Genomic DNA, 21,716 nt, shown 5'->3' on the forward strand with positions numbered 1-21,716 from the left:
TTGGCGGGCCGTCAGCCGATGCTGGCGGTCCGCACCCGATTGTCTATACAACCGGGCATGGCCGATGCTGGAACCGCCCCGCCCCGCTATCTGGAAATCAAGCGTTCGATCGTCGATGCGCTCAAGTCCGGCCAGCTCAAGGCCGGTGATCGGGTGGCTTCGGAATCGGAGATCGTGGCGCAGTTCGGCGTCTCGCGCATGACCGCCAACCGGGCGCTGCGCGAACTGCGCGATGCCGGCATTCTCGTTCGCCGCGCAGGCTCCGGATCCTATGTCGCCGATCCGAAGCCGATCGGTCACATCATCGAAATCCGCAACATCGCCGACGAGGTCCGCTCGCGCGGCCGCAGCTATCGCCCGCGCGTGCTGAGCAACACCGCGCTGCGCGCCGACGGCGTCAGCGCGGCCCTGCTGGCCACGCGCGCCGGCGCACCGATCTTCCGCAGCCTCATCGTCCATCATGAGGCGGAATTTCCGTTGCAGTTGGAGGAGCGGCTGGTGCTCGCCGCCGCCGCGCCGGGGTATATCGACGCCGATTTCACCGCGGTGACACCGAACGAATATCTCAGCCGCGTCGCGCCGCTGGAGCGGGTCGAGCATCGCGTCGCCGCGCGCAAGCCAGAGGAATCGGTGCGCACCCTGCTGGGCATGAAGCCGGACGAACCGGTACTGGTGATGACGCGGCGGACGTGGAGCCGCGGCCGGGTGGTGTCCTACGCGGTGCTGACGCATCCGGCAGACCGGTATGAGCTGAGCGCGACGTTCGAGGTAGGGGTTTGAACGAAATTTTCCTCTCCGGCACGCAGCGTCGGGGAGGAAAATGAAGCTCTTATCGCATCTTCTTCCGCCGCAGCACCCACCGGAAATCCGCGCTTCGGAAGCTTTTGAACAACAAATAGAAACCCGTTCCCGACAACCACAGCACGCCGAACGCCACGAAGATGATCAGCGGATGGTTGAAGCTGCTGCGGCTCACATAATCCATGTTGTGCAGCATCCAGAAGAAGTCCCACGTCCGCCAGGTGTCGCCGCGCGTCACCAGATGCCGGCCCGTGGTGGCGGAGACATAGGCGCTGGAGTGGGCGGCGTCGCCGAAGTCGATGCGCCACATCGGCCCGTCATGGTCGCGCGCTTCCAGATTGGCGTGGTCGAGCAGGGCGGCGCCGACCACTGGATCCGCGACGCCGTGCGAGGCGACCGCCTCCGCCAGCGCGCGGTCGACGCGGACCGGCCGGCCGGTGGCCGCATCCACCAGACGCGTGCCGGCCGCGTCGCTGATCTCGTAGGTCGGCTGGCCGGCGATGTCGCGCAGCACCAGCGCCTGCACCGGGCGGCCGCCGGTGATCCGCGCAGGATCGGCGAGACCATCGGTGGCGACCGGCATCACATGCATCGCACCGCCGCCATGGCCGCCCACCGCATCGGCATCGAGCAGCGCCATCATCGATCCGCTGAGCGTCCACAGCACGAACTGCAGCCCCAATACCAGCCCCACCCATTTGTGGATGCGCCGGAACAGCAGGGGCGAAAACCGGATCGCCATCAGCGCACCGCCTTCTTTTGCTTGCGGCGCGGGAAGGACCAGATCAGCAGCCCTGCGCCGCTCAACGCCATCGCGAACGCGCTCCACGTCGCGACGCGCAGCAGCGGGTTGTTGACGTCGGTCCGCGCCTCATAATCCATGATGTGCAACATCCAGGCGAAGTCGAACACGCGCCACGCCAGATGGCGCTTGGCAAGCAGTTCACCCGTGACCGGCGCGATGTAGAGCGTCGGCCGGTTCCAGCCTTCGAACTCGACCTGCCAATAGGTCGGCTTGCGCTTGCCCATTTCCTGCACCGGTTCGGTCAGGCGCGTGGCGGCGACGACCGGCGCGTCACCCGCATAGAGGCGGCGCGCGACCCGCTCCACCTCGGGACCGGTCAGTGCGGCGAGCCGGCGGCCCGTCACCGCGTCGAACGCGACGAGGCCGGCGGGGGACTGGACGCGCCAGATCGGCCGACCGAGGCGTTGCTGCAGCTGCACTTCGGTGGCCCCCTCCACCGCGGCCGCCACCGTCGCGGGCGGGACGAGCCCCGCGGTCGCGATGGTCGCGGTGGGGGCCGTCTTCACCAGATGGTCGCCATGGATCGTGTCGATATGGATGACCACCATGTAGAAGCCGGTGATCGTCCACAGCACGACCTGCACGCCGACGAACAGCGCCAGCCACTTGTGGATGCGACGCACCACCAGCGGCCAGCGGATCGCCCGCGCCACCTCAGAACGCCGTGCGGAAGCCGACATAGAATCGCCGGCGCAGGAGATCATAGGTCATGGTATCGGTGTTGCCGTCGGTGAAGCTGGGGATGTAGGGCGCCTTCCTATCGAACAGATTGTCGACGCCAAGCTGGAAGCGCGTCTTTTCGGTCACCTCGAATGCGATCTGCGCGTTGTGATAGAAGATGTTGGGCGTGCGATAGCCGATCGCGGCGGGCGCGGCGTTGAAATCCTGCGCCTTGCCGATCCACTGGGTGGACCAGGTGACGGCCACGCCATCCTGTCCCGCGGTCACGACGCCATAGCCGCGCCACTTCGGATAGCCGCCATTGCCGCCGCCGATGCGTCCGTCGAAGACGATCGGCGCGCCACCGGGGAAGGGATCGACGACATAGTCGTTCAGCCAGGTGGCGTTGAGATCGACCTGGAGCTGCAGCCGGCCCAGCGTGTGGCCATAGACCAGCCCGAGGTCGAGGCCGTTCATCCGTTCCCGTCCGGTGTTGATCGGCTGGGCGGAGAGATAGGTCACTTCGCCGGTCAGCGGGCTGCGGGTGAAATCGCCGCAGAACGGGTGCGACAGGTTGGCGCTGGCATAGCAGACCGACAGCTTGGTCGAGCCCGGAATGGCCCGGATCGCGCCCGAAATGTCGATGTCGAACCAGTCGGCGGTCAGCGACAGCCCCGGCACGATCCCGCGCGGCTGGATGACGGTGCCGATCGTCCAGCTCTTGGAGGTTTCCGGCCGCAGGTTCTGGTTGCCGCCCACCGTCGTCAGGATGGTCGTGCCGAGCTGGGTATAGTTGGCGGGCACGCCCGAGGCGCGGCAATTGGCGACCAGTGTCGGGTTGGTGCTGGTGCCGTAGCGGCTGCACGGGTCGGTGGTCGTGAGGTTACCCTCGGAAACGCCGCCGAACAATTCGGGCACGTTGGGCACGCGGAAGCCGGTGCCGTAGGTGCCGCGCATGCGGAGCCCTTCCACCACCATCCAGTCCGCGCTGAACTTGTAGTTCCAGTCGCTGCCGAACAGGTTGTAATCCGAGTAGCGCACCGCGCCGTCGACGGTGAGCGCGCGGATCAGCGGCAGATCCGCCAGCACCGGCACCGAGACTTCGAGATAGGCTTCCTTGGTTTTCACCTTGCCCGAGATCGGCGATTGCTGGTTGGTGTTGGCGATGCCGGCTACCGTCAGCGGATCGGGATTCCGCCAACCCTTTTCCTCGCGATAGGTGACGCCCCCGGCGAAGGAGACCGCACCCGCGGGCAGCCGGAACAGATCGCCGTTGAGGTCCGCGGTCAGTGACAGCAGCGAATTGCCGCCGGTGTCGCGCGAGGTGAACAGGATATAGTCCAGCGCCTGTGGCGTCAGATCGCCGAAGCCGAGATAGTCGGCGCAGGGAATGGCGCCGGTGCCGCACTTCGTGGGATCGAGCGAGTTGGCGACGTTCTGCAGGTTGGCGACGTTGGTCGAGCCGTCGACGCCGGTGTTGCGGCCATAGGCCCCCGCCACTTCCCACGCCCAGTCATTGGCCAGCGTGCCGCGCAGCCCTGCCGTGCCCTGCCAGGTGTCGGTGCGCTGGTAGAATTCGCGCGGTCCCGGTTCGGCGAGGCGGCGCTGGACCAGCACGATGTTCTGACCCGTCGGGTTGATCGGATTGCTCGCCGCGATCGCGAGGTTGCGCAAGGTGCCGGGCGTGGCGATCTGGTTGGTCTTGCGATGGGTGTAGAGGAACTCGCCGAACGCCTGAATGCCGTCGGTCAGCTCATAATCGGCGAACGCCGCGGTCGAGATGCGCTCGATCGGGCTGACCGCGTAGAGGTAGGGGTTCGAATTGAAGTTGTGCTTCGCGGCGCTGTAGGGCTCGAAGAAATCGCCGTCGCCGCCGGGCACCTGGTTGAAGTTGATTTGCTGGCCGTTGGGCAGCACCGCGCGACCGCCGATGGTGGCGGCGCTGTTGACGCAGCTCAGCGCGCCCGGCGTGGTTTCCGCGAGCGAGCAGGGCGCGCGCGAGGCCATATTGACCGCCTGCGTTTTCTGCCAGGTCGCCGCGACCAGGATGCCACCGCGGCTGCCGCGCTTGCCGAGCAACAGATCCACCACATAGTCGGCGCCGTCGCCGCGCTCGGTGATGCCGGTGCGCCCGCTGATGCCGATGCCGTCAAAATCGGTGCGCGTGATCAGGTTGACCACCCCCGCCATCGCATCCGCGCCATAGACCGCCGAGGCGCCATCCTTCAGCACGTCGGTCCGGGCCAGCGCCACCACCGGGATCATGTTGAGATCGGGCGAGGAATTGGCGCCGGTGCCGCCGGCGACCAGCCGGCGGTTGTTGAGCAGCACCAAGGTGCGCTTGATGCCCAGGCCGCGCAGGTTGACCTGCGCGGTGCCATAGCCATTGCCCGTCCAATAGGCGGAGGTCTGGTTGCCCGCGAAGCCGGCATTGGCCGGGAGGCGCTGCAGCAACGTCTCGATATTGACGATACCGGTGCTCTCGATCTGCTCGGCCGATACGACCGTCGCGGGGCCGACGCCGGCGATGTCCTGCCGGCGGATGCGGCTGCCGGTTACCAGGATGTCGCTGCCGGCTTCGGCGGCGGCCTGCGCAGGCGCGGGCGCAGGCGCGCTGGTCTGGGCGTAGGCCGGCGCGGCACCGGCAAGCGCGGTGGCGGTGAGCAGAAGGCGTGCGAGCTTCATGATTTTCCCCCGAAACCCTGATCCGAATGACGCGAAAAAGCATCAAATGTATATACAGGTCAATTCATTATTTTGTTTTAAATCAATGATTTGGGTAAATATTTACACGTGCATCCCCGCTTCAAATACGCAGCGGACGCGATCACCCCTCAGAAAATCGCTCAGGCCACTGCCACTGGTGCCGCCCGGGCGATCGCAGGCAGCGGCCCGGGCTTTCGCCGTGCGGAATCAGGCGGTCAGCGGCAGCCTTTGCCGATCAGCCCGCGCATCGCCTGCGCGAGCCGGGCCGCGCGACGCGCTGCGCCGCGACGAAGCACGGCCTCGGTTCCGATCTGCTTGACAGGCGAGGGTATCATTCCGCATGACTTTCATCTGATAAATATGAATGTCACGTGTAAAAGTGGCGGTCACATCGGGAGATCGGAATGGCCTTTGACGCAAAGCCTCACATGTCCCGTCGCGAAACGATGACCGGTATGCTCGCGCTCAGCCTGCTGCCGGCGCTGGCCGCGCGCAGCGCCCATGCCGCAACCCGCGCCGGGACCGCGGGTGCGACCAAATCGCTGCTGTTCGATGCGCCCGCCGCGAAATGGCTGGAGGCGCTGCCGGTGGGCAATGGCCGTGTCGGCGCGATGGTGTTCGGCGGCATCGGCACCGAGCGGATCCAGCTGAACCATATCGAGCTGTGGTCCGGGCGCACGGTGGAGGACAATCCCGCCACGACGCGCGCGGCCCTCCCCGAGGTGCGGCGCCTGCTGTTCGCCGGGGACCGCGCCGCCGCCGACGCGCTGGCGCAGGCACAGATGATGGCGCCGCTCAAGACGGAGGATTATGGCAGCTACCAGATGCTGGGCGACCTGACCCTGCGCTTCGCGCATGGCGATCGGGCGACCGGGTATCTGCGCGCTCTCGACATGGCGACCGCGCAGGCGCGCACCAGCTATCAGATCGGCGGCGCGCGCTATACCCGTACCGTGCTCGCCTCGTTCCCCGACAAGGCGCTGCTGATCCGGCTGGAAACGACCGCGAAAGACGGCATGTCGCTGGCGATCGAGCTGTCGCGCGGGCAGGATGCCACGGTCTCGCGCGCGGGCGACATCGTCACCCTCGCCGGCAAGCCGACGCCGCATGGCACTGCCTTCTGCGCGCGCCTGGCCTGCGCGGTGGAGGGGGGCGGGGTCGAGCCGTCGGAGACCGGGTTCGAGGTGAGGAATGCGAAGGTCGTGATCCTGCGGCTGACCGCGGCGACCGACCTGATCGAAGCCGATCCGGCCGGGCAGAGCCTCGCCGCGCTCAAGGCCGCCCGCGCTCGGTCATGGCAGCAATTGCTCGACAGCCAGCAGCGCGACCATCGCGCGCTGTTCGACGCGATCGATCTGGCGTTGGCGACCGAACCGGCGCCGCCGCTCGCCGCCGAGCGCCTCACCGCCACCGGGGGCCCGGCGCAGGCGGCCTTGATCGAGACGCATTTCAACTTCGGCCGCTATCTGCTGATCTCGTCCGCGCGGCCCGGATCGCTGCCGCCCAACCTGCAGGGACTGTGGGCGGACGGCTTCTCGCCGCCATGGAGCGCCGACTATCATATCAACATCAACATCCAGATGAATTTCTGGCCCGCCGAGCCGTGCGGGCTGGGCGCGCTGCACGCCAGCCTGTTCGACTATGCCGAGCGGCTGAAGCCGTTCGGCGAGAAGACCGCGCAGATCGCCTATGGCGCCCGCGGTGCCGTCGCGCACTACACCACCAATCCGTGGGGCCACACCGCGCTCGACGGGCGCATCCAATATGGGCTGTGGCCGGAGGGGCTGGCGTGGCTCTCGCTCCATTATTGGGAGCATTATCTCTATTCGGGCGACACCCGGTTCCTGCGCGACCGCGCCCTGCCCTTCCTCAAATCCTGCGCCGCATTCACGCTCGACTATCTCGTCGCGCATCCGCGCACCGGCAAACTCGTCTCCGGCCCCGCCGGTTCTCCGGAGAACAGCTATTTGCTGCCGGACGGCAAGGCTGGCTTTCTCGACATGGGCTGCACGATGGCGCAGTCGATGGCGTTCACCGTGCTGCGCTTTACCGCGGACGCCGCGCGCATCCTCGGCACCGAAGCGGCGTTGGCGGAGCGCTGCGAAGCCGCGATCGCCCGCCTCCAGCGCATGCGGATCGGCACCGATGGCCGCATCCTCGAATGGAGCGAGCCGCTGCCCGAGGCCGAACCGGGCCACCGCCACATCTCGCATCTGTTCGGGCTGCACCCCGGCATCGAGATCGACCCGCTCGAAACCCCCGATCTGGCCGAAGCGGCGCGCAAGGTGATCGCGGGGCGGCTTGCCCATGGCGGCGGCCATACCGGCTGGAGCGCGGCGTGGCTGACGATCTTCCACGCGCGGCTGGGCGACGGCGACGGCGCGCTGGCGATGTTCACCAAATTGCTCCAGCATTCGACCGCGGAGAACCTGTTCGACACCCATCCGGCGGGCAAGAGCGCGATCTTCCAGATCGACGGCAATCTCGGCGCCACCGCGGCGACGATCGAGATGCTGATGCAGAGCCATGGCGGCCGCCTGCGGCTGCTGCCTGCGCTGCCCGCGGCGTGGGCCAAGGGATCGCTGAAGGGCGCGCGTGCGCGGGGCGGGCTGGTCGTGGATCTCGACTGGGACGCGGGGAAGCTGAGCACGCTCACGCTGCGGCCGCAGCGGGATGTCGCGTATCGGATCGTGCTGCCGGAAGGGTCGGCGGTGGCGGCGTTGACGAGCGGTGGAAAGCGCGTGCCGATCGACGGCGTCGTGCAGCTGGAGGCGGGGCGCGTCTATACGCTCTGACCCGAGAGACGCGTCGCAACTCCCTCTCCCCTTGGGGGCTATCGGATTCACACACTGCAGGACGAGCGCGCGGATATGTCCTCCCCGGAACGAGGAGGGGCGAGATGGGGTCGATCGTGCCCCCGGCACGATCTTGGATTGCCGGGGGCAATCCAACCCCACTCGCGCGCGCCAGCGCGTGGTGGAGGGGCCGGCGCCGAAGCATTTGATCTCTCTGCGGCACGAGCGAGCAGGTCCGAGCCAGCCCCTCCACCACCGGCTTCGCCGGCGGCCCCCCTCCCCGAGCAGAGCTCGGGGAGGAACATTCGGCCCTCCGCCCTGATGTGTGAATGCCATAGCCCCCTGGGGGAGAGGGTCGGGGTGAGGGGCCGAGCGAAGCGAGGCAAGCGGATCTGCCGCTGAAAAGAAGCAGAAGAAGGCCCTCACCCAACCCTCTCCCCCGAGGGGAGAGGGCTTTTACTCCTTCGCCGTCCCGAACGCCTTCGCCATTTCTTCGTTCGACAGCCGCCGCACGTCATTCGCCAGACAGCGCCGATACGCCCGCCCGCCCGCTTCCGGCACGAGCATGTCGACCGGCCGGCCGGGGCAGACCCGTTCGCCGCCGCGCGGGCGCAATATGATGTTGGTGGCCCAGTCGATGCTCGGGCAACCGGGTGAGAGCGTGAGTTCCCACGCCTGCCGGAATCCGACGCGAACGATCGCGCGGTCATCGCCCGCCGGCTGGAAACCGCCAATCTGCGAGGGGTAGAAGCATTGGGGGCCGCGGCCGCCGGCGACCGGCGCCTGTGCCGCACTGCAGGCCGATACGGCCGTTGCCGCCGCAAGCAGAACCCAGCCGAGCCGCATATTCATTTCCCAAGCAGCTTTGGGGCGGCGGGAAGGGAACCGCCGCCCCGGACCAACAAGGAGGCCTAACGCATCAGTTGCCGAACTGGACGCGTACACCGGCCATCACACGGCGGCCGCCATAGGAGAGACGCATGATGCGCGGCGATCCATCACCGAAGGGCACATATTCGCCGGTGGAGACCGTCTGCGATTCCCGGTTCACGTTGCGGCCTTCCAGATAGACCTGGAAGCTGCGGGTGATGTTGTAGGAGATCTTCGCATCGATGAAGGTCGTGCTGTCCGTGAAGCGCGGCACGCCGGGATTATAGCCGGGCGCGACAAGGCGGACATTGGTCCACTGCTCGCCAGGATAATTGATGTCGCCGGTATTCCCGCCGCAGGGCGTGATGCAATTGAAGGTCGAGCTGCGCTTCTGATAGGCGACGCGCATGTTGAGCTTGCCGTCGTCATACCAGAGCGACGCGTTCAGATAATGCTTCGATTCGTTGGGCGGCAGCATCACGTCGCCCGTCAGCGGATCGCGCTGGCCGGTGGTGGTGGCCGACTGCAGGATCGAGAAATTGGCATCCGCGCCGGTATATTTCAGAAACCAGGGCAAGAAGGTGAACGCGGTCTTCGCGCTGAATTCCCAGATGTCGCGCTTGTAGCCCGGGCCGTTTTCCCAGGTGGGATAGCTGAACTCATATTCGGAGAGCGGCTGGCCCGTGCCCGGATCGATCTGGTCGCTACCCTCGAACGGCCGCGCCGTCACGGTGGCGGCGATCGGGTTGCCGATCTTCACGTCGAGCTTGCCATAGGCGACCGAGAACAGGGTATCCGCATTGGGATACCATTCCAGCGCCGCGTTGTAGCTCCACGCGGTGAACGGCTTCAGCCCCGGATTGCCGACGCGGCCGGTGCAGCCGAAGATGTCGTCGCCCGACGTATCGAGCAAGGTGCGCTCGTCGATCGTGCAGTTGCCGCCGGCGATCAGGCGATCCATGCCCGGGCGCGCCACCGTCTTGCCGCCATAGCCGCGCAGCACCAGCGTTTCGTTGAACGCCCAGAGGTTGACGTTGAAGCTCGGCAGCCAATCCGACGTGGTCGAGTTGAGCGTGGTGTTCTGGGCGAAGGTCTGGACGATGATGCCGCCGGGATTGTCCGGATCCGCCGGGTTGTAGTTGGGCGTCGCGCGGATCGAGCTCAGCGTCAGCAGCGCCGAGCCGCTGACCTTGGCGAACACGCCGCGCACGCCGGCATTGCCGTTGAGCAGCAGGCCGAGCGGCAGCGGCTGTTCGAAATCGGCCATCGCATAGACGTTCTTGATCTCCTCGCGGACGCGGGTGACCGGCTGGTCGTAGGTCTGGCCGTCGCTGCCCACGCAGCTCTTGAGGCAGTCGAAGTTCATGAAATCCGACGCGCCGAGCGCGGCGAAGAGCTGATCGGTGCGGATGCCCTGCCACGCATCGGGCAGGTTGCCGCGGTTCGGCAGACCGTCGAAATATTGCGAGTCGCTGTCTTCCAGCGTCTGTTCGAACAGCGCGCGCAGTTCGTCGGGCGTCAGCGTATCGACGCCCGAGCGGACGTTGAGCGGGTTGGTGCTTGGCACGAAGCCATAATTGCACGAGAGGCCGCCCGGCGCGGAGGAGCCCGCGGTCGGCTGGCAGGCCCGCAGCGTGCCGCGGACATTGGCGGTGGGCACGATGACGGCGGGGATATAGCCCGGCTGGCCGAAGGTGCCGACCGCGGAACTGACGGTGTAGCCGCCGCCCCCCCAGCGATCGAGCTTGTTGCGGCGATACATGCCGCCCACCTTCACCCGGCTGATGAACGGGATGATCTCGTCGGTACGATAGGACAGGTCGAGCTTCGCGATCCGTTCGGACGATTCACCGAGCGCCGGCGAGTAGGAGACGCCGAAGCTCGGCGTCGTCAGCGGCATCTGGCCGACCGTATAAAGCGGGGACGCGGGCGCATTGGGCCCTGCTACGACCGCGTTCTGCCCGGTGCAGGTCGGCGCGGTGCCGCCGCCGATGCAGGCCGGCGCATTCAACTGGACGAAGTTCGCCGGGTTGGTCTCGTCATAGCCGGCAGGCACGACGATATCCCACAGCCCGTTGGGCTGCAGCACCATGTCGGCATTGCCATAGGCATAGGAGCGCGCGGTGCGCATATCGCCGCGGCTCGACCGCGCCTGGGTGAGACCCGCCATCGCGTCGATCTCGAGCCGCTCGCCGCGATATTCGGCACCGAACTGACCATATTTGGTCTTGGTGTCGATGGTGTTTTCGATCTGGTCGATGTTCACCGAATTGTTGGTGAGCGTCATCGCGGTGACATTGTGCGCGTCGTCAACGACGACGCTGCCCGGGACGACGTTCAGCACATTGCCGAAGGTCGCGTTGCCGCCGACATTGTTGAGGCCGTCATAGAGATAGTAGCCGGCCGGCGCATTGGGCGAAACGGCGCGCTGGCGCGGATAGCCGGTGGTGGTATCGACGAAGGTGCCGTTGATGTTCTGGCCGAACAGGGTCACCGGGGTGCGGCTGCGGTTCTGATCGTGAACCTTGCGGTTCGCCATCGTGCCCTTCACGAACACGGTCAGATCATCGGTCAGCTTGTAATCGAGACGCGCGTCGAGAGCGTAGCGCTCGTCGGTCTGCGTGTTCATGAAGTTGCGGATCAGCGACGGCGTATAGTCGTTCCACTGGTTCAGGCAGCTCTGCTGTTCCAGAATACGCTGGCCGCGCTGCGCCGCGTTGCCGGAGGGGTTGTTCGGGAAGAGGTTGAAGCATTCCGCCTTGCTCTGCGCGCCCGCCGCCTTGGTGATCAGGCTCCGCGGCGTTTCCAGGCTGTTGGCGAAGACGACATCGGCGTCGGGCGTGCCCAGCGTATCGGGATTGTACTGGAACGTCTTCTCCGGCGACTGGTCGAAGTCGAACAGGCGCGAATAGCCGCGATTGTTGCTGGTCGTGGTCTCATAGCCATGACCATTGTTCTGCAGCTTCGAATAGGTGCCGCTGATGATGACGCCGAGGCGGTCGTCGAAGAACTTGCGCGATGCGACCGCGTTGAAATCGGGCGTGATGTCCTTGCCGAGGCTGTTCTGGCTGCCACCGGCACGGAAGGAGAAATAGGGCTTCTTGAAGTCGAGACCGGTGCGCGTCTTGATCTGGACGGTGCCACCCAGCGAGCCTTCGGTCATGTCGGCGGTCGAGCCCTTGACGACGTCGACGCTCTTGACCAGTTCGGCGGGAAGTTCGCGCAAATCGGCGCTGCGCCCGCTGCCAGCGGAAAGCGCGAGGCCGGTGGTGCTCTGGACGCCGATGCCGTCGAGTTCGACGCGGGTCAGGTCCGGCCCGTTGCCGCGCACCGCGACGCTATCACCTTCGCCGAATTCGTTGCGGCCAAGTGCAACGCCCGGGATGCGCGAGATCGCTTCGTTGACGTTGCGATCCGGGAAGGAACCGATGTCGTCCGCGACGATCGAATCGGTTGCGGTCTTGGCGGTCTTCTTGCGATTATTGGCGGATTGCTGGCTTGCACGCGAACCGACGACGATGATTTCCTGTTCGGTTGAATTCGCTCCGTCCGGCGATGACGAGGATTGGTCATCCGGCACTTGCGCAAAGGCGCCGTTGCAGCCGATTACCGAAATGCCAAGAACGGTCCAGGATACGGTGATCCTCAACAGCCTGCGTGACACAGATCGACTGTGCATCAGCCTTCCTCTCCCTGTTAGCCGGCCGCGATACCGCGGCGCTGATCTTATGCTGCCCCCGCGCCCCAGTACCCATCCAACGGCTGTGCCGGCCAGCGGCACGATCCATTATGTGGAACTGTGGAACGCCATGTAAAACTATCTACGAGTCGAACGCTGTTCAAGTGGTTTGATCATATAAATATCTTAATCGTCGCTGACTGATGGACAGCGGCCACAAGACGCCCCGACAACTGCTCCACGCACAAGTTCTGGTAGCGCTACAACTGCCGCTATACGGCCGCGGCGCGCCCCATCACCGCACACGTTCGAGCGTGCGCGCGGGTGGGCGAATGGCGATGCGCGAGACGTGGCGTGGCCGGTTGCGGACCGGACCAGGGCGTGCTCGACCGGACCGGGATGGGCCGGGAGCAGAATCGATCACTGGTGGGAAAGCGGGTTCGCCGACGGGTGATTCGCGCCCGGCAAACAGGTCGCGGGGTGCCGCACGGCACCCCGCTTTCATAAGATCAGGGCAGCAGGATTACGGCTGGTGGACGCTCAGGGTTCCTCACGGCGTTGCGCCGCGGCGGCCTTCTTTTCCTCGCGCGCCTTGCGCATCAGATCGGCATAGCAGCCCGTCCAGCCGCCGGCACCCGAAGGCGAGCAACTGTCCGTGCCGCTGCGTCCGACATATTCGATGCTGGTGGCCCGCGATGCCCAGCTTGCCGACGCCGGGCTGGGGTTGGACGAGCGCAGTTCCTCGGGAATGCGGTAACGTTCGGTCTCCGGCTTGCGCGCGCACACGACGATTTCCTCGCCGGTGCCGCTGGTCGGGCAGGCATCGTCGCCATAGACGATAACCACCCGCTCGCCGCTCTGCGCGACGGCCGGCGGCGCCTGGACCATCGGAATTGCGACCGCCACGGTCAGCAGGGAAACAAACCGCTTCATGCCCGTCATCGCGCAATCCTTCCGTCGCTACGCTCAGTCCGCCTTAGACCAGATAAAAGCCCGGCGCGCGATTCCTATCCCCGGGCGATCAGATTCGGCGCGACAGCCCGATCGCAACGCGGCAGCCCAGACGGATCGCCGCGCTCATCAGCGGATAGGCGGGCGCACGTTCGGCCCCTTCCGCGATCGCGGTCTCGCGATGCTCGACCTCTTCGGCCTGGAACTCGGCGATGCGATCGGCGAGTTCGGGATCGCTGTCGCCGAGCTGCCTGAGCTGTTCGCCATAATGGTGATCAATCTCGGTCTCGATCGCGGCGGTGCACGCCATCGCCGCCTCGGGCCCGATCGCCGCGGTGACGGCGCCGAGCGCGAAGCCGGCGACATTCCACAGCGGCTGCAACAGCGTCGGCCGCACGCCGCGTTCGGCGATCATCCGGTCGAACACCGCGCGATGCCGTTCCTCCTGCGCCGCCATCCGCGCGATCACCCGCCCGGCGGGTGCGCGATCGCCCATCATCGCGAGCTGGCCGGCATAGATCCGGGTCGCGCCATATTCGCCGGCCTGGTCGACGCGCAGCATCGCCGCCGTGCCGTCTCCACCATCTCCCGGACGTCTCATGCGAAGCCTCCCTGTTTGCGACCGATCAGCCAGAGCACCAGCCCGCCGCCGAGGATCGAGAAGATCGCGTTGAAGCCGGCCAGCGAGATGCCCGCCAGCGTCCATTGCGCCTGGTCGCACCGGATCAGCGGCGCGTTCATGATATCGGCCAGCACATCGCCGCTGCCGCTGCCAGGCGTCGTCGAACAGGTCGTGAGGCCTTCCCACCAACGATATTCGACGCCCGCGTGGAACAGGCCGATCGCGCCGCTGGCGATGATCGCGATCGCCGCGACCACCGCCAGCGCGGTGCCCGCCGAACGCCGGCCGAGCAGCAACCCGACGATCGCCGCGCCGATCGCCACTTCGTGCGGCCAGCGCTGCCAATAGCACATCTCGCAAGGGTGAAGGCCGAAGCCATATTGCGAGAGCAGCGCGCCGCCCAGCAGCGCTGCGGGGATGATGAGGGCCAGAACGCGGCCGGTCTGTCGCCCGGTCACCGGCTGCGCGGCCTCGGGGCGGCGGCGGCCGTGCGGGGCGCGGGCGGCTTCAGCCGCGCGATCGTCTGCAACGCGTAGTGCAACTGGAAGTCCTTGATGCCCTGCTTCTCGAGCTGTTCCGACGTCAGGATGAACCGCGGATCATCCTTCGTGTCGGTCTCGAACGCCGTATTGTCGACCTTGGCGTCGTTGACGAGGTGGCGGCGCAGATCCGCCTCGCGGAAGCGCGGCCGCGTCTTGTAGTCGGGATCGGACAGCTGCGGCACGAGCACGTCGGGCTCGATGCCGCCTTCCTGCACCGAGCGGCCGGAGGGGGTATAGTAGCGCGCGGTGGTCAGCCGCAGCGCGGTCGTCTCGGAAAGCGGCAGCAATGTCTGCACCGATCCCTTGCCGAAGCTGCGCTCGCCCATCACCAGCCCGCGATGATGATCCTGCAGCGCACCGGCGACGATCTCGGCGGCCGAAGCCGAGCCTGCATCGACCAGCACGATGACCGGCAGCCCGCGCGTGGCATCGCCCGGGGTCGCGTCGTAGCGGTCGAAATCGCTGCGGCGGCGTCCGCGCTGCTCGACGATCTCGCCCCGTTCGAGGAACACGTCGGACACGTCGACCGCCTCGTCGAGCAGGCCGCCGGGGTTCGACCGCAGATCGACGACATAGCCGGTGGGCGCATGGCCGAGCGACTTTTCGATGCCGACGATCGCCGCGCGCACCGCCTGGCCGGTGTTCTGCGAAAAGGCGTTGATGTTGATGACGCCGATGCCGTCCTTCACCTCCCACTTCACCGGCTTCAGCTCGATGATCTCGCGGGTCAGCGTCACGTCGAACGGCTGGTCGCGGCCGGGGCGCACGACAGTGATGCGGATGCTGGTGCCGGGGCGGCCGCGCATCTGATCGACCGCATCGTCGAGCGTACCGCCATAGATCAGCTTGCCGTCGAGGTGGGTGATATAGTCGCCGGCCTTGATGCCCGCGCGATCGGCGGGGGTATCCTCGGTGGGGGTCACCACCTTGACCGCGCCATCTTCCGCCTGGACGGTGAGACCGAGACCGCCATAGCTGCCCTCGGTCTGCGTGCGCATGGTCTGGAAGGCGCGCGCGTCGAGATAGGAGCTGTGCGGATCGAGGCTGGCGAGCATGCCGTCGATCGCGCCCTTCATCAGCTTCTCGTCGTCGACCTTCTCGACATAGGTGCTGCGCACGCGTTCGAACACTTCGGTGAACAATTCCAGCTCATGCGCGGATCTGCTCTCGACCGGGGCGATCGCCGCGGTGGTCAGCGGCACCAGCGCGATCGCGGACACCAGCGCGACGGCGCGCAGCACGGGTTTGCCGCGGAGCGCGATACGGCGATCGGACATGGGGTTCGCCTCGTTCATCTCAGCGCCTCCGGCTCGCGGCCGGCGCGCCGCCCGGCGACGCCCCCAGCCGCTCGAGCGCGCGGAGCGCGTAGCTCATCTGGAAATCGGTGATGCCCTGCTTCTTCAGCTCTTCGGGCGTCGCCTTGAAGCGCGGATCGGGATCCGCATCGGATTCGAGAATCTCCTGGTCGACCTTGGCTTCGCGGACGATCTGGCGGCGCAGATCGGCAAAGCGCCCGCCATCCGCCTTGGGCCGGTCCGGATCCGAAAGCTGCGGCACTTCGAGGTCGGGCTCGATTCCCTTTTCGTCCACCGAGCGGCCCGAAGGGGTGTAATAGCGCGCGGTGGTGATGCGGATCGATCCGCCCGCGTTGAGCGGCACCACCGTCTGCACGCTGCCGAGACCATAGCTCTGATCGCCCATCACCAGCGCGCGGCCATTGTCCTGCAGCGCGCCCGCGACGATTTCGGCGGCGGCGGCGCTGCCCTTGTCGATCAGCACGACCAGCGGCAGCCCTTCGGCAACATCGCCCTTCTTCGCGGCGGAACGGACGACGTCGGTGGTTTCGCGCCCGCGGCGTTCGACGATCTCCCCCTTGTCGAGGAAGGCGTCGGCCACCAGCATCGCGACATTCATGTCGCCGCCCGCAGTCGACCGCAGATCGATGACATAGCCGAGCGGCTGGCCGCCGGACTGGCGCCCGATCGCGGCAATGGCGGCCTTGAGCTCCGCCGCGGTGCCCGCGGCGAAGCCGTTCACGTCGATGACGCCGACGCCATGTTCGAGCCGCCAGCCGACCGTGGCGGCGCCGGGCAGCGCGCGCGTCAGCGTTACGTCGAACGGCTTGCTGCGGCCGCGCCGTGCGATGGTGAGCGACACCGGGGATCCGACCGCGCCACACAACTTGTCGACCGAGTCGGCCAGCGACAGGCCGAAGGCGAGCTCGCCATCGATATGGCTGATGAAATCGCCGGGTTTCAGCCCGGCCCGCTCGGCGGGCGACCCCGAACCCGGCGCGACGACGCGCAGCGCGCCATCCTCCATCGTCACCGTGAGGCCGATGCCGGCGGGGCCCGCCGCGGAGCGCGTGCCGCTGTCCGCCGCGGTATAGCCGCTCTCCGCGTCGAGGCTGGAAAGCATCCCGTCGATCGCGCCCTTGATGAGCTGCTTGTCCTCGACGGGGACGACGTAATCGCCCTTCACCCGCTCGAACACGCTCATGAAGCGGTCGAGCTCCCGATAGGTATCGGCGCTGACGTTCGCGAGCGCGGCCGCGGCAGGCACCAGCACCACGGCGCCGATCAGCGCCAGTGTACGCGTGGACGGTTTCTTCATCGCAATCGGGAATCCTGTCGACATGCGCCGTTGACCCTAGCCCGCGGCGCTACCCTACCACAAGGACGCTCGCGGCTTAACCTCCGCTGACCAGCGGAGCGATGTCCACCGGTTCGCCGTCGCGCCGCAATTCCACCGTCACCAGCGCCTGCCCGCCGCCGGCGCGACCGACCGGCGCGCCGGCGACGAGATCGTCGCCCACCGCCGCCCGCAGCGTCGCGAGATTGGCGAGCAAGGTCATCCAGCCGCCGCCATGATCGATGATGAGGATCGCGTCGAAACCCCGATAGCGGCCGGCGTAGACGACATGCCCTGCCGCCGGCGCCACCACCTGCGCGCCCGGCCGGGTGGCGAAGCTCAGCCCGCGCGAGCGCACGCCGCCCGCCGACAGATCCCCGAGGCCGGTGACGAGGCGCCCGACCACCGGCAGCCGATAGGCCGGCCGGCCCGGCGCGGCGGGCGGTGCCGCAACAGCCGCCGGCAAGGGTGCGGCACCGGGCTGCGCGGGGCGCGGCAAGGGCGCCGGCAGGGCTTCGAGGCGGCGGCGCACGAGGCCGTCATCCTCGATTCGCCGCATGAGATCGACGAGGTCGCGCGCCTCTTCCCCCAGCGCCATCGCCCGATCCTGCTCGAGCATCGCACCGCTCGCGAGCGTGCGTGCGCGCAGGCGATGCTCGTCGGCGAGGCGCGCCAGCGTGCGCTGTTCCGCCGCGATCCGCGCATGCCCGGCGCGGCGGTCGGCGGCGGCACGATCCGCGGCGAGGCGCAGGCGCCGCCCGGCGGCAACCTCGGCGCGAAGGCCGCCGCTCCGCGCGCGGACGACGGGCAACAGCGAACCGAGCAGCATCCTGACATGGACGAGATCGGCGGCGGAGCCGGGCTGCACGAAGGCAAGCGCCGGCGGGCGGCGCGCCATCGTCTGCAGCGCCGCGGTCAGCCGCGCGATCGGCGCCTCGCGGGCGGCAAGCCGCGCGCGCTGGCGCGCCTGCAGCGCGGCGACGATCGCGATGCGGCCATCGGCGGCGGCAACATCCGCCTCGGCCGCCTGGGCGCGCGCAGCAGCGGCGGCGGCCTCCGCATCCGTTTTCGCAGCGGCATCGCGTTCGCCGGTCGCCCGCTGCTGCAGCGATCGTGCGCGCGCCGTCGCCAGCGCCGACTGGCGCTTCGCCTCGGCCACCGCGCGCCGTTCGTCGGCAAGATCGGGATTGGGCGCGGCCAGCGCAAACCCACAGCCGAGCAGGGCGAACACCACGAACAAGGGCACGTGGCGGCGGCCCACGGCTCAGCCTTCGCGGTGATAGGGGTGGTTGGCGAGGATGCTCGTCGCGCGCCACAATTGCTCTGCGAGCATCGCGCGCGCCATCATGTGCGGCCACGTCATCCGCCCGAAGGCGATGCTGAACGTCGCCAGCGCGCGCTCCGCCTCGCTCAGCCCGTCTGCGGCACCGATCAGGAAGCGCGCCTCGCGCCGGCCGGCATCGCGCCAGCCGCCCAGCCGCTCGGCAAAGGCGCGCGAGCCGAGCTGGTCGCCGGTCTCGTCGAGCGTCACGATCACGCTGTCGCTGTCGATCGGCGGCGATTTCCCGCCGGTGTCGGGCAGTTCGGTGACGCGCGTCGGCCAGACGATCCGCTTGAGATAGCGATCGACGAGTTCGGCCTCAGCCGTGCGGCCGATGCGGCCGCGCGCCACGATGTGGAGCAGCACGGCGCGCCAGCGCGGGCGTCAGGCGGCGGGAGCGGGCGGCGTCGGCGCTTCGCCGAACGCCCACATCCGTTCCAGATTGTAGAAGCTGCGCACTTCCGGTCGGAACAGGTGGACGATCACGTCGCCGGCGTCGATCAGCACCCAGTCGGCGGTCGGCAGGCCCTCGACGCGCGGATTGCGACCGAAATCGCTCTTGATCCGTTCGGCCAGTTTCTGCGCCATCGAGGCCACCTGACGCGTCGAGCGGCCGCTCGCGATGACCATATGGTCAGCGATGCTGCTCTTGCCGTGAAGCGGGATCGACACCGTATCGAGCGCCTGATCATCGTCGAGCGACTGGAGGATCAGGGTGTGAAGGGCGGCCACCCGGTCGTCGGCGGCAGTGGCGTCGTCCCTGGTTGCGGTGGTGGAAGCGGGCAATGGGGTTCCTTGGAAAAGGCGTCAGCCGACGGGTCTGCGGACCACCGCATCATGCGGCGCCGGTCGACCGGAAAAACGGCGATACCAGTGGGGGTCTGCGTCACGCAGACGGGTTGCTGACCTTGGATCGGGGCGAAAGCGCAGCAGCACGAGCGCCGGCGGTCTCCATTTCGTCCAGTGTTCTGCGCGGGTCGCGGGGCGGACGAAGCGCCGCAACCATCCCATCGCGGTCACCGCGCGAGACGGGTCATCATAACCCGGACGGACGATTACGGCAATCGGCACAAGCCGTGCGATCTTCCGCCAGTCGCGCCAGCGGGGGAATTGGGCGAGATTATCCTGCCCCATCAGCCAGACGAACCGCCGATTCGGGTAGCGGCGGACGAGTTCCGTCAGCGTATCGATGGTGTAGCGCGTGCCGAGCCGCGCCTCGATCGCGGTCGGACGGATCGGCCCCGGCCGCGCCATTTTCTGCGCGGCGCGCAGCCGCGCGGCAAGCGGCGCCATGCCCTCCGCGGGCTTCAGCGGATTGCCCGGCGACACCAGCCACCACACCTCGTCCAGCCCCAGCGCATCGCGCGCGAACAGGCTGATGGCGCGATGGCCGCCATGCGCGGGATTGAACGAACCGCCGAGAAGACCGGTGAGGATCAAATCGGCATGCCCTGCCAGTCGGTCGAACCATGAACGATGCGAAGAATGCTCACGCCATCGGCGTCAGGCCGATAGACCAGAAGATAGGGCGCCTGCCCGACGCGCCATGTGCGCGCGTTCATTCCTTCGATCTGGGGTCCAGCGAAAGGATTGCGCGCGAGAAATCCGCCCGCCGCGATCGCCGCGTCACCCACACGATCCGCGCAAGCGGGAGAAAGGTCCGCATAATATTCGTCGATTGCCGCAAGATCCTGCTGAGCCTTGCGCGTCCACCGCGCTCGGCTCATTCAGCGGCAGCCCGGATCGCTCTGTCGTTCTTCCGCGCCGCAAACCAGGATTCCATGTCTTCCTGGCTGATCAGATTACCGCTGTCAGCGTCGTCGATGCCTTCCTGAACGAACGCGACAAATTCTGCATCCCGCTCGACAAAACGCTGGATCGCCTCTGCTGCCAACGCCTCGCGGCTTATGCCCCGCGCCTTGGCGGCAGCATCGACCAACGCCAATGTGGCGGCGTCGAGGTTCACGGTGATCGCAGCGTTATTCATGCCAACAACGTAACATCGCCCCCGGCAGGCTTCAACGGCACCCAATCAGGGCCGCGTCTGCCCGGTGCCGCGCACCAGCCATTTGTAGGTGGTGAGCCCCTCCAGCGCCACGGGCCCGCGCGCGTGGAGCCGGCCGGTCGAGATGCCGATCTCGGCGCCCAGCCCGAATTCGCCGCCATCGGCGAACTGGGTGGAGGCGTTGTGTATCACGATCGCGCTGTCGACCTCGCCCAGGAAGCGGTCGGCGACCGCGACATCCTCGGTGACGATCGCATCGGTATGGTGCGATCCGTGCGCATCGATATGCGCCAGTGCCGCGTCGAGATCGTCGACCAGCGCGATCGAGACGATCGCCTCGAGATATTCGGTGTCCCAATCCGCGTCGCTGGCGGGGAGCACCCGTGGATCGAGCGCCTGGACGTCGGCATCGCCGCGCACCTCGCAGCCGCCGGCGACCAGCGCTTCGACCAGCGCTGCCGCCCCCTGATAGGCGCGGTCGACCAGCAATGTCTCCATCGCGCCGCACACCCCGGTGCGGCGCAGCTTGGCGTTGACGACGATCGCGCGCGCCTTTTCGGGGTCGGCGCCGGCATGGACGAAGATGTGGTTGATGCCGTCGAGATGCGCGAGCACCGGTACCCGCGCCTCATCCTGCACGCGCGCCACCAGCGACTTGCCGCCGCGCGGGACGACCATGTCGATCAGCCCCTGGGCGCGCAGCATCGCGCCGACCGCGGCGCGATCGGTGGAGGGGACGAGCTGCATCGCCTCGGCCGGCAGACCATGCGCGGCCAGCGCCCCCGCCATCGCCGCATGGATCGCGCGGTTGCTCTCCACTGCCTCCGATCCGCCGCGCAGGATCACCGCATTGCCGGACTTGAGGCAAAGCGCGCCGGCATCCGCGGTCACGTTCGGGCGGCTCTCATAGATGATCGCGATCACCCCCAGCGGCACCCGCACGCGCTGCAACACCATGCCGTTGGGACGGCGGCTCTCGTCGACGACACGGCCGACGACATCGTCGAGCCCGGCGATCGTCTCCACCGCATCAGCGGTCGAGGCCAGCCGCGCCTCGTCCAGCCGCAGGCGATCGAGCATCGCGGAGGACAGGCCGGCGGCGGTCGCGCGATCCAAGTCGCGGGCGTTGGCGGCGAGGATATCCGGCGCCCGGTCGCGAATCGCCTGCGCGGCGGCACGCAGCGCCTCCGCCTTGTCGGCGGCACCGATCCGCGCCATCGCCGCCGCGGCACGCCGTGCCGCCTTCGCCATCCGCCCGATCAGCTCTTCCGCGGTCTCGATTGCAGTCATTCCACCCATGGCCGCCGCCTAGCAAAGCACGGCCCGTC

Annotated in this window: 19 protein-coding genes; 2 read left to right on the forward strand and 17 right to left on the reverse strand. The window is 67.6% G+C overall.

Translation table 11 applies throughout. The features are described from left to right. The first annotated feature begins 57 nt into the window (after positions 1-57). Positions 58-780 (forward strand): histidine utilization transcriptional repressor HutC, encoded by a 723-nt coding sequence (hutC, locus tag NX02_RS24025; protein ID WP_025294708.1) that lies wholly within the window; start codon positions 58-60, stop codon positions 778-780. Between the two features lie 49 nt (positions 781-829). Here the strand turns inward: hutC and NX02_RS24030 are convergent, their stop codons facing one another. Genes NX02_RS24030 through NX02_RS24040 form a run of 3 tightly spaced genes read right to left on the reverse strand, consistent with a single transcriptional unit; the run spans position 830 to position 4,951 of the window. Beyond that, entirely contained in the window at positions 830-1,543 is a 714-nt protein-coding gene (locus tag NX02_RS24030) for a PepSY domain-containing protein (RefSeq protein WP_039996810.1), read from the reverse strand. Further along, complete coding sequence (locus tag NX02_RS24035) at positions 1,543-2,259, reverse strand: hypothetical protein (RefSeq protein WP_245648691.1); 717 nt, start codon at positions 2,257-2,259, stop codon at positions 1,543-1,545. Before NX02_RS24035 ends, NX02_RS24030 begins: the two co-directional genes overlap by 1 nt. Before the next feature lies 1 nt (position 2,260). Continuing rightward, a complete protein-coding gene (locus tag NX02_RS24040) occupies positions 2,261-4,951 on the reverse strand; it encodes a TonB-dependent receptor domain-containing protein (RefSeq protein ID WP_025294711.1) in 2,691 nt (896 codons plus the stop codon). A 449-nt stretch (positions 4,952-5,400) separates the two neighbouring features. On the opposite strand from NX02_RS24040, the gene NX02_RS24045 reads away from it, so the two are divergent. After that, positions 5,401-7,767, forward strand: a complete 2,367-nt coding sequence (locus NX02_RS24045; protein WP_025294712.1) for a glycosyl hydrolase family 95 catalytic domain-containing protein — start codon at positions 5,401-5,403, stop codon at positions 7,765-7,767. A 456-nt stretch (positions 7,768-8,223) separates the two neighbouring features. Here the strand turns inward: NX02_RS24045 and NX02_RS24050 are convergent, their stop codons facing one another. The 14 genes from NX02_RS24050 to NX02_RS24115 form a co-directional block, all read right to left on the reverse strand. Beyond that, a complete protein-coding gene (locus NX02_RS24050; RefSeq protein WP_158014172.1) occupies positions 8,224-8,613 on the reverse strand; it encodes a DUF6491 family protein in 390 nt (129 codons plus the stop codon). A 73-nt stretch (positions 8,614-8,686) separates the two neighbouring features. Next, positions 8,687-12,316, reverse strand: coding sequence for a TonB-dependent receptor (locus tag NX02_RS24055; RefSeq protein WP_047099852.1), 3,630 nt, complete (start codon positions 12,314-12,316; stop codon positions 8,687-8,689). A 540-nt stretch (positions 12,317-12,856) separates the two neighbouring features. Next, on the reverse strand, positions 12,857-13,258 hold the full coding sequence (locus NX02_RS24060; protein WP_025294715.1) for a hypothetical protein: 402 nt from the start codon (positions 13,256-13,258) through the stop codon (positions 12,857-12,859). Positions 13,259-13,337: 79 nt separating this feature from the next. Beyond that, on the reverse strand, positions 13,338-13,868 hold the full coding sequence (locus tag NX02_RS24065) for a demethoxyubiquinone hydroxylase family protein (RefSeq protein WP_039996811.1): 531 nt from the start codon (positions 13,866-13,868) through the stop codon (positions 13,338-13,340). Beyond that, entirely contained in the window at positions 13,865-14,347 is a 483-nt protein-coding gene (locus tag NX02_RS24070) for a disulfide bond formation protein B (RefSeq protein WP_025294717.1), read from the reverse strand. Before NX02_RS24070 ends, NX02_RS24065 begins: the two co-directional genes overlap by 4 nt. Further along, complete coding sequence (locus tag NX02_RS24075) at positions 14,344-15,708, reverse strand: S41 family peptidase (protein ID WP_025294718.1); 1,365 nt, start codon at positions 15,706-15,708, stop codon at positions 14,344-14,346. The genes NX02_RS24070 and NX02_RS24075 overlap by 4 nt, the downstream gene beginning before the upstream one ends. Positions 15,709-15,727: 19 nt before the next feature. After that, on the reverse strand, positions 15,728-17,044 hold the full coding sequence (locus NX02_RS24080) for a S41 family peptidase (protein ID WP_025294719.1): 1,317 nt from the start codon (positions 17,042-17,044) through the stop codon (positions 15,728-15,730). Between the two features lie 76 nt (positions 17,045-17,120). After that, positions 17,121-18,323, reverse strand: a complete 1,203-nt coding sequence (locus tag NX02_RS24085) for a murein hydrolase activator EnvC family protein (protein ID WP_245648692.1) — start codon at positions 18,321-18,323, stop codon at positions 17,121-17,123. 3 nt (positions 18,324-18,326) lie between these two features. Beyond that, the gene (locus tag NX02_RS24090; RefSeq protein ID WP_025294721.1) at positions 18,327-18,749 is read right to left on the reverse strand and encodes a 23S rRNA (pseudouridine(1915)-N(3))-methyltransferase RlmH; all 423 of its coding nucleotides are present in this window, start codon (positions 18,747-18,749) and stop codon (positions 18,327-18,329) included. An 18-nt stretch (positions 18,750-18,767) separates the two neighbouring features. Further along, the gene (gene rsfS, locus NX02_RS24095) at positions 18,768-19,169 is read right to left on the reverse strand and encodes a ribosome silencing factor (protein WP_025294722.1); all 402 of its coding nucleotides are present in this window, start codon (positions 19,167-19,169) and stop codon (positions 18,768-18,770) included. A 21-nt stretch (positions 19,170-19,190) separates the two neighbouring features. Next, entirely contained in the window at positions 19,191-19,823 is a 633-nt protein-coding gene (locus NX02_RS24100; protein WP_025294723.1) for a nicotinate-nucleotide adenylyltransferase, read from the reverse strand. After that, positions 19,820-20,110, reverse strand: coding sequence for a type II toxin-antitoxin system RelE/ParE family toxin (locus NX02_RS24105; RefSeq protein ID WP_025294724.1), 291 nt, complete (start codon positions 20,108-20,110; stop codon positions 19,820-19,822). Before NX02_RS24105 ends, NX02_RS24100 begins: the two co-directional genes overlap by 4 nt. Further along, on the reverse strand, positions 20,107-20,370 hold the full coding sequence (locus NX02_RS24110; protein ID WP_025294725.1) for a CopG family ribbon-helix-helix protein: 264 nt from the start codon (positions 20,368-20,370) through the stop codon (positions 20,107-20,109). Before NX02_RS24110 ends, NX02_RS24105 begins: the two co-directional genes overlap by 4 nt. Before the next feature lie 45 nt (positions 20,371-20,415). After that, positions 20,416-21,687, reverse strand: coding sequence for a glutamate-5-semialdehyde dehydrogenase (locus NX02_RS24115; protein WP_025294726.1), 1,272 nt, complete (start codon positions 21,685-21,687; stop codon positions 20,416-20,418). Positions 21,688-21,716 lie beyond the last annotated feature (29 nt).

Source organism: Sphingomonas sanxanigenens DSM 19645 = NX02, from assembly GCF_000512205.2.
Lineage (GTDB): Bacteria > Pseudomonadota > Alphaproteobacteria > Sphingomonadales > Sphingomonadaceae > Sphingomonas_D > Sphingomonas_D sanxanigenens.

Bases quoted from the DNA above. Each gene is read 5' to 3' on its own strand.
- NX02_RS24110 (WP_025294725.1), bottom strand. From the start codon at position 20,370: ATGAATAACGCTGCGATCACCGTGAACCTCGACGCCGCCACATTGGCG.
- NX02_RS24050 (WP_158014172.1), bottom strand. From the start codon at position 8,613: ATGCGGCTCGGCTGGGTTCTGCTTGCGGCGGCAACGGCCGTATCGGCC.
- NX02_RS24105 (WP_025294724.1), bottom strand. From the start codon at position 20,110: ATGAGCCGAGCGCGGTGGACGCGCAAGGCTCAGCAGGATCTTGCGGCA.
- NX02_RS24065 (WP_039996811.1), bottom strand. From the start codon at position 13,868: ATGAGACGTCCGGGAGATGGTGGAGACGGCACGGCGGCGATGCTGCGC.
- NX02_RS24060 (WP_025294715.1), bottom strand. From the start codon at position 13,258: ATGACGGGCATGAAGCGGTTTGTTTCCCTGCTGACCGTGGCGGTCGCA.
- NX02_RS24080 (WP_025294719.1), bottom strand. From the start codon at position 17,044: ATGAAGAAACCGTCCACGCGTACACTGGCGCTGATCGGCGCCGTGGTG.
- NX02_RS24030 (WP_039996810.1), bottom strand. From the start codon at position 1,543: ATGGCGATCCGGTTTTCGCCCCTGCTGTTCCGGCGCATCCACAAATGG.
- NX02_RS24115 (WP_025294726.1), bottom strand. From the start codon at position 21,687: ATGGGTGGAATGACTGCAATCGAGACCGCGGAAGAGCTGATCGGGCGG.
- NX02_RS24045 (WP_025294712.1), top strand. From the start codon at position 5,401: ATGTCCCGTCGCGAAACGATGACCGGTATGCTCGCGCTCAGCCTGCTG.
- hutC (WP_025294708.1), top strand. From the start codon at position 58: ATGGCCGATGCTGGAACCGCCCCGCCCCGCTATCTGGAAATCAAGCGT.
- NX02_RS24040 (WP_025294711.1), bottom strand. From the start codon at position 4,951: ATGAAGCTCGCACGCCTTCTGCTCACCGCCACCGCGCTTGCCGGTGCC.
- NX02_RS24075 (WP_025294718.1), bottom strand. From the start codon at position 15,708: ATGTCCGATCGCCGTATCGCGCTCCGCGGCAAACCCGTGCTGCGCGCC.
- NX02_RS24055 (WP_047099852.1), bottom strand. From the start codon at position 12,316: ATGCACAGTCGATCTGTGTCACGCAGGCTGTTGAGGATCACCGTATCC.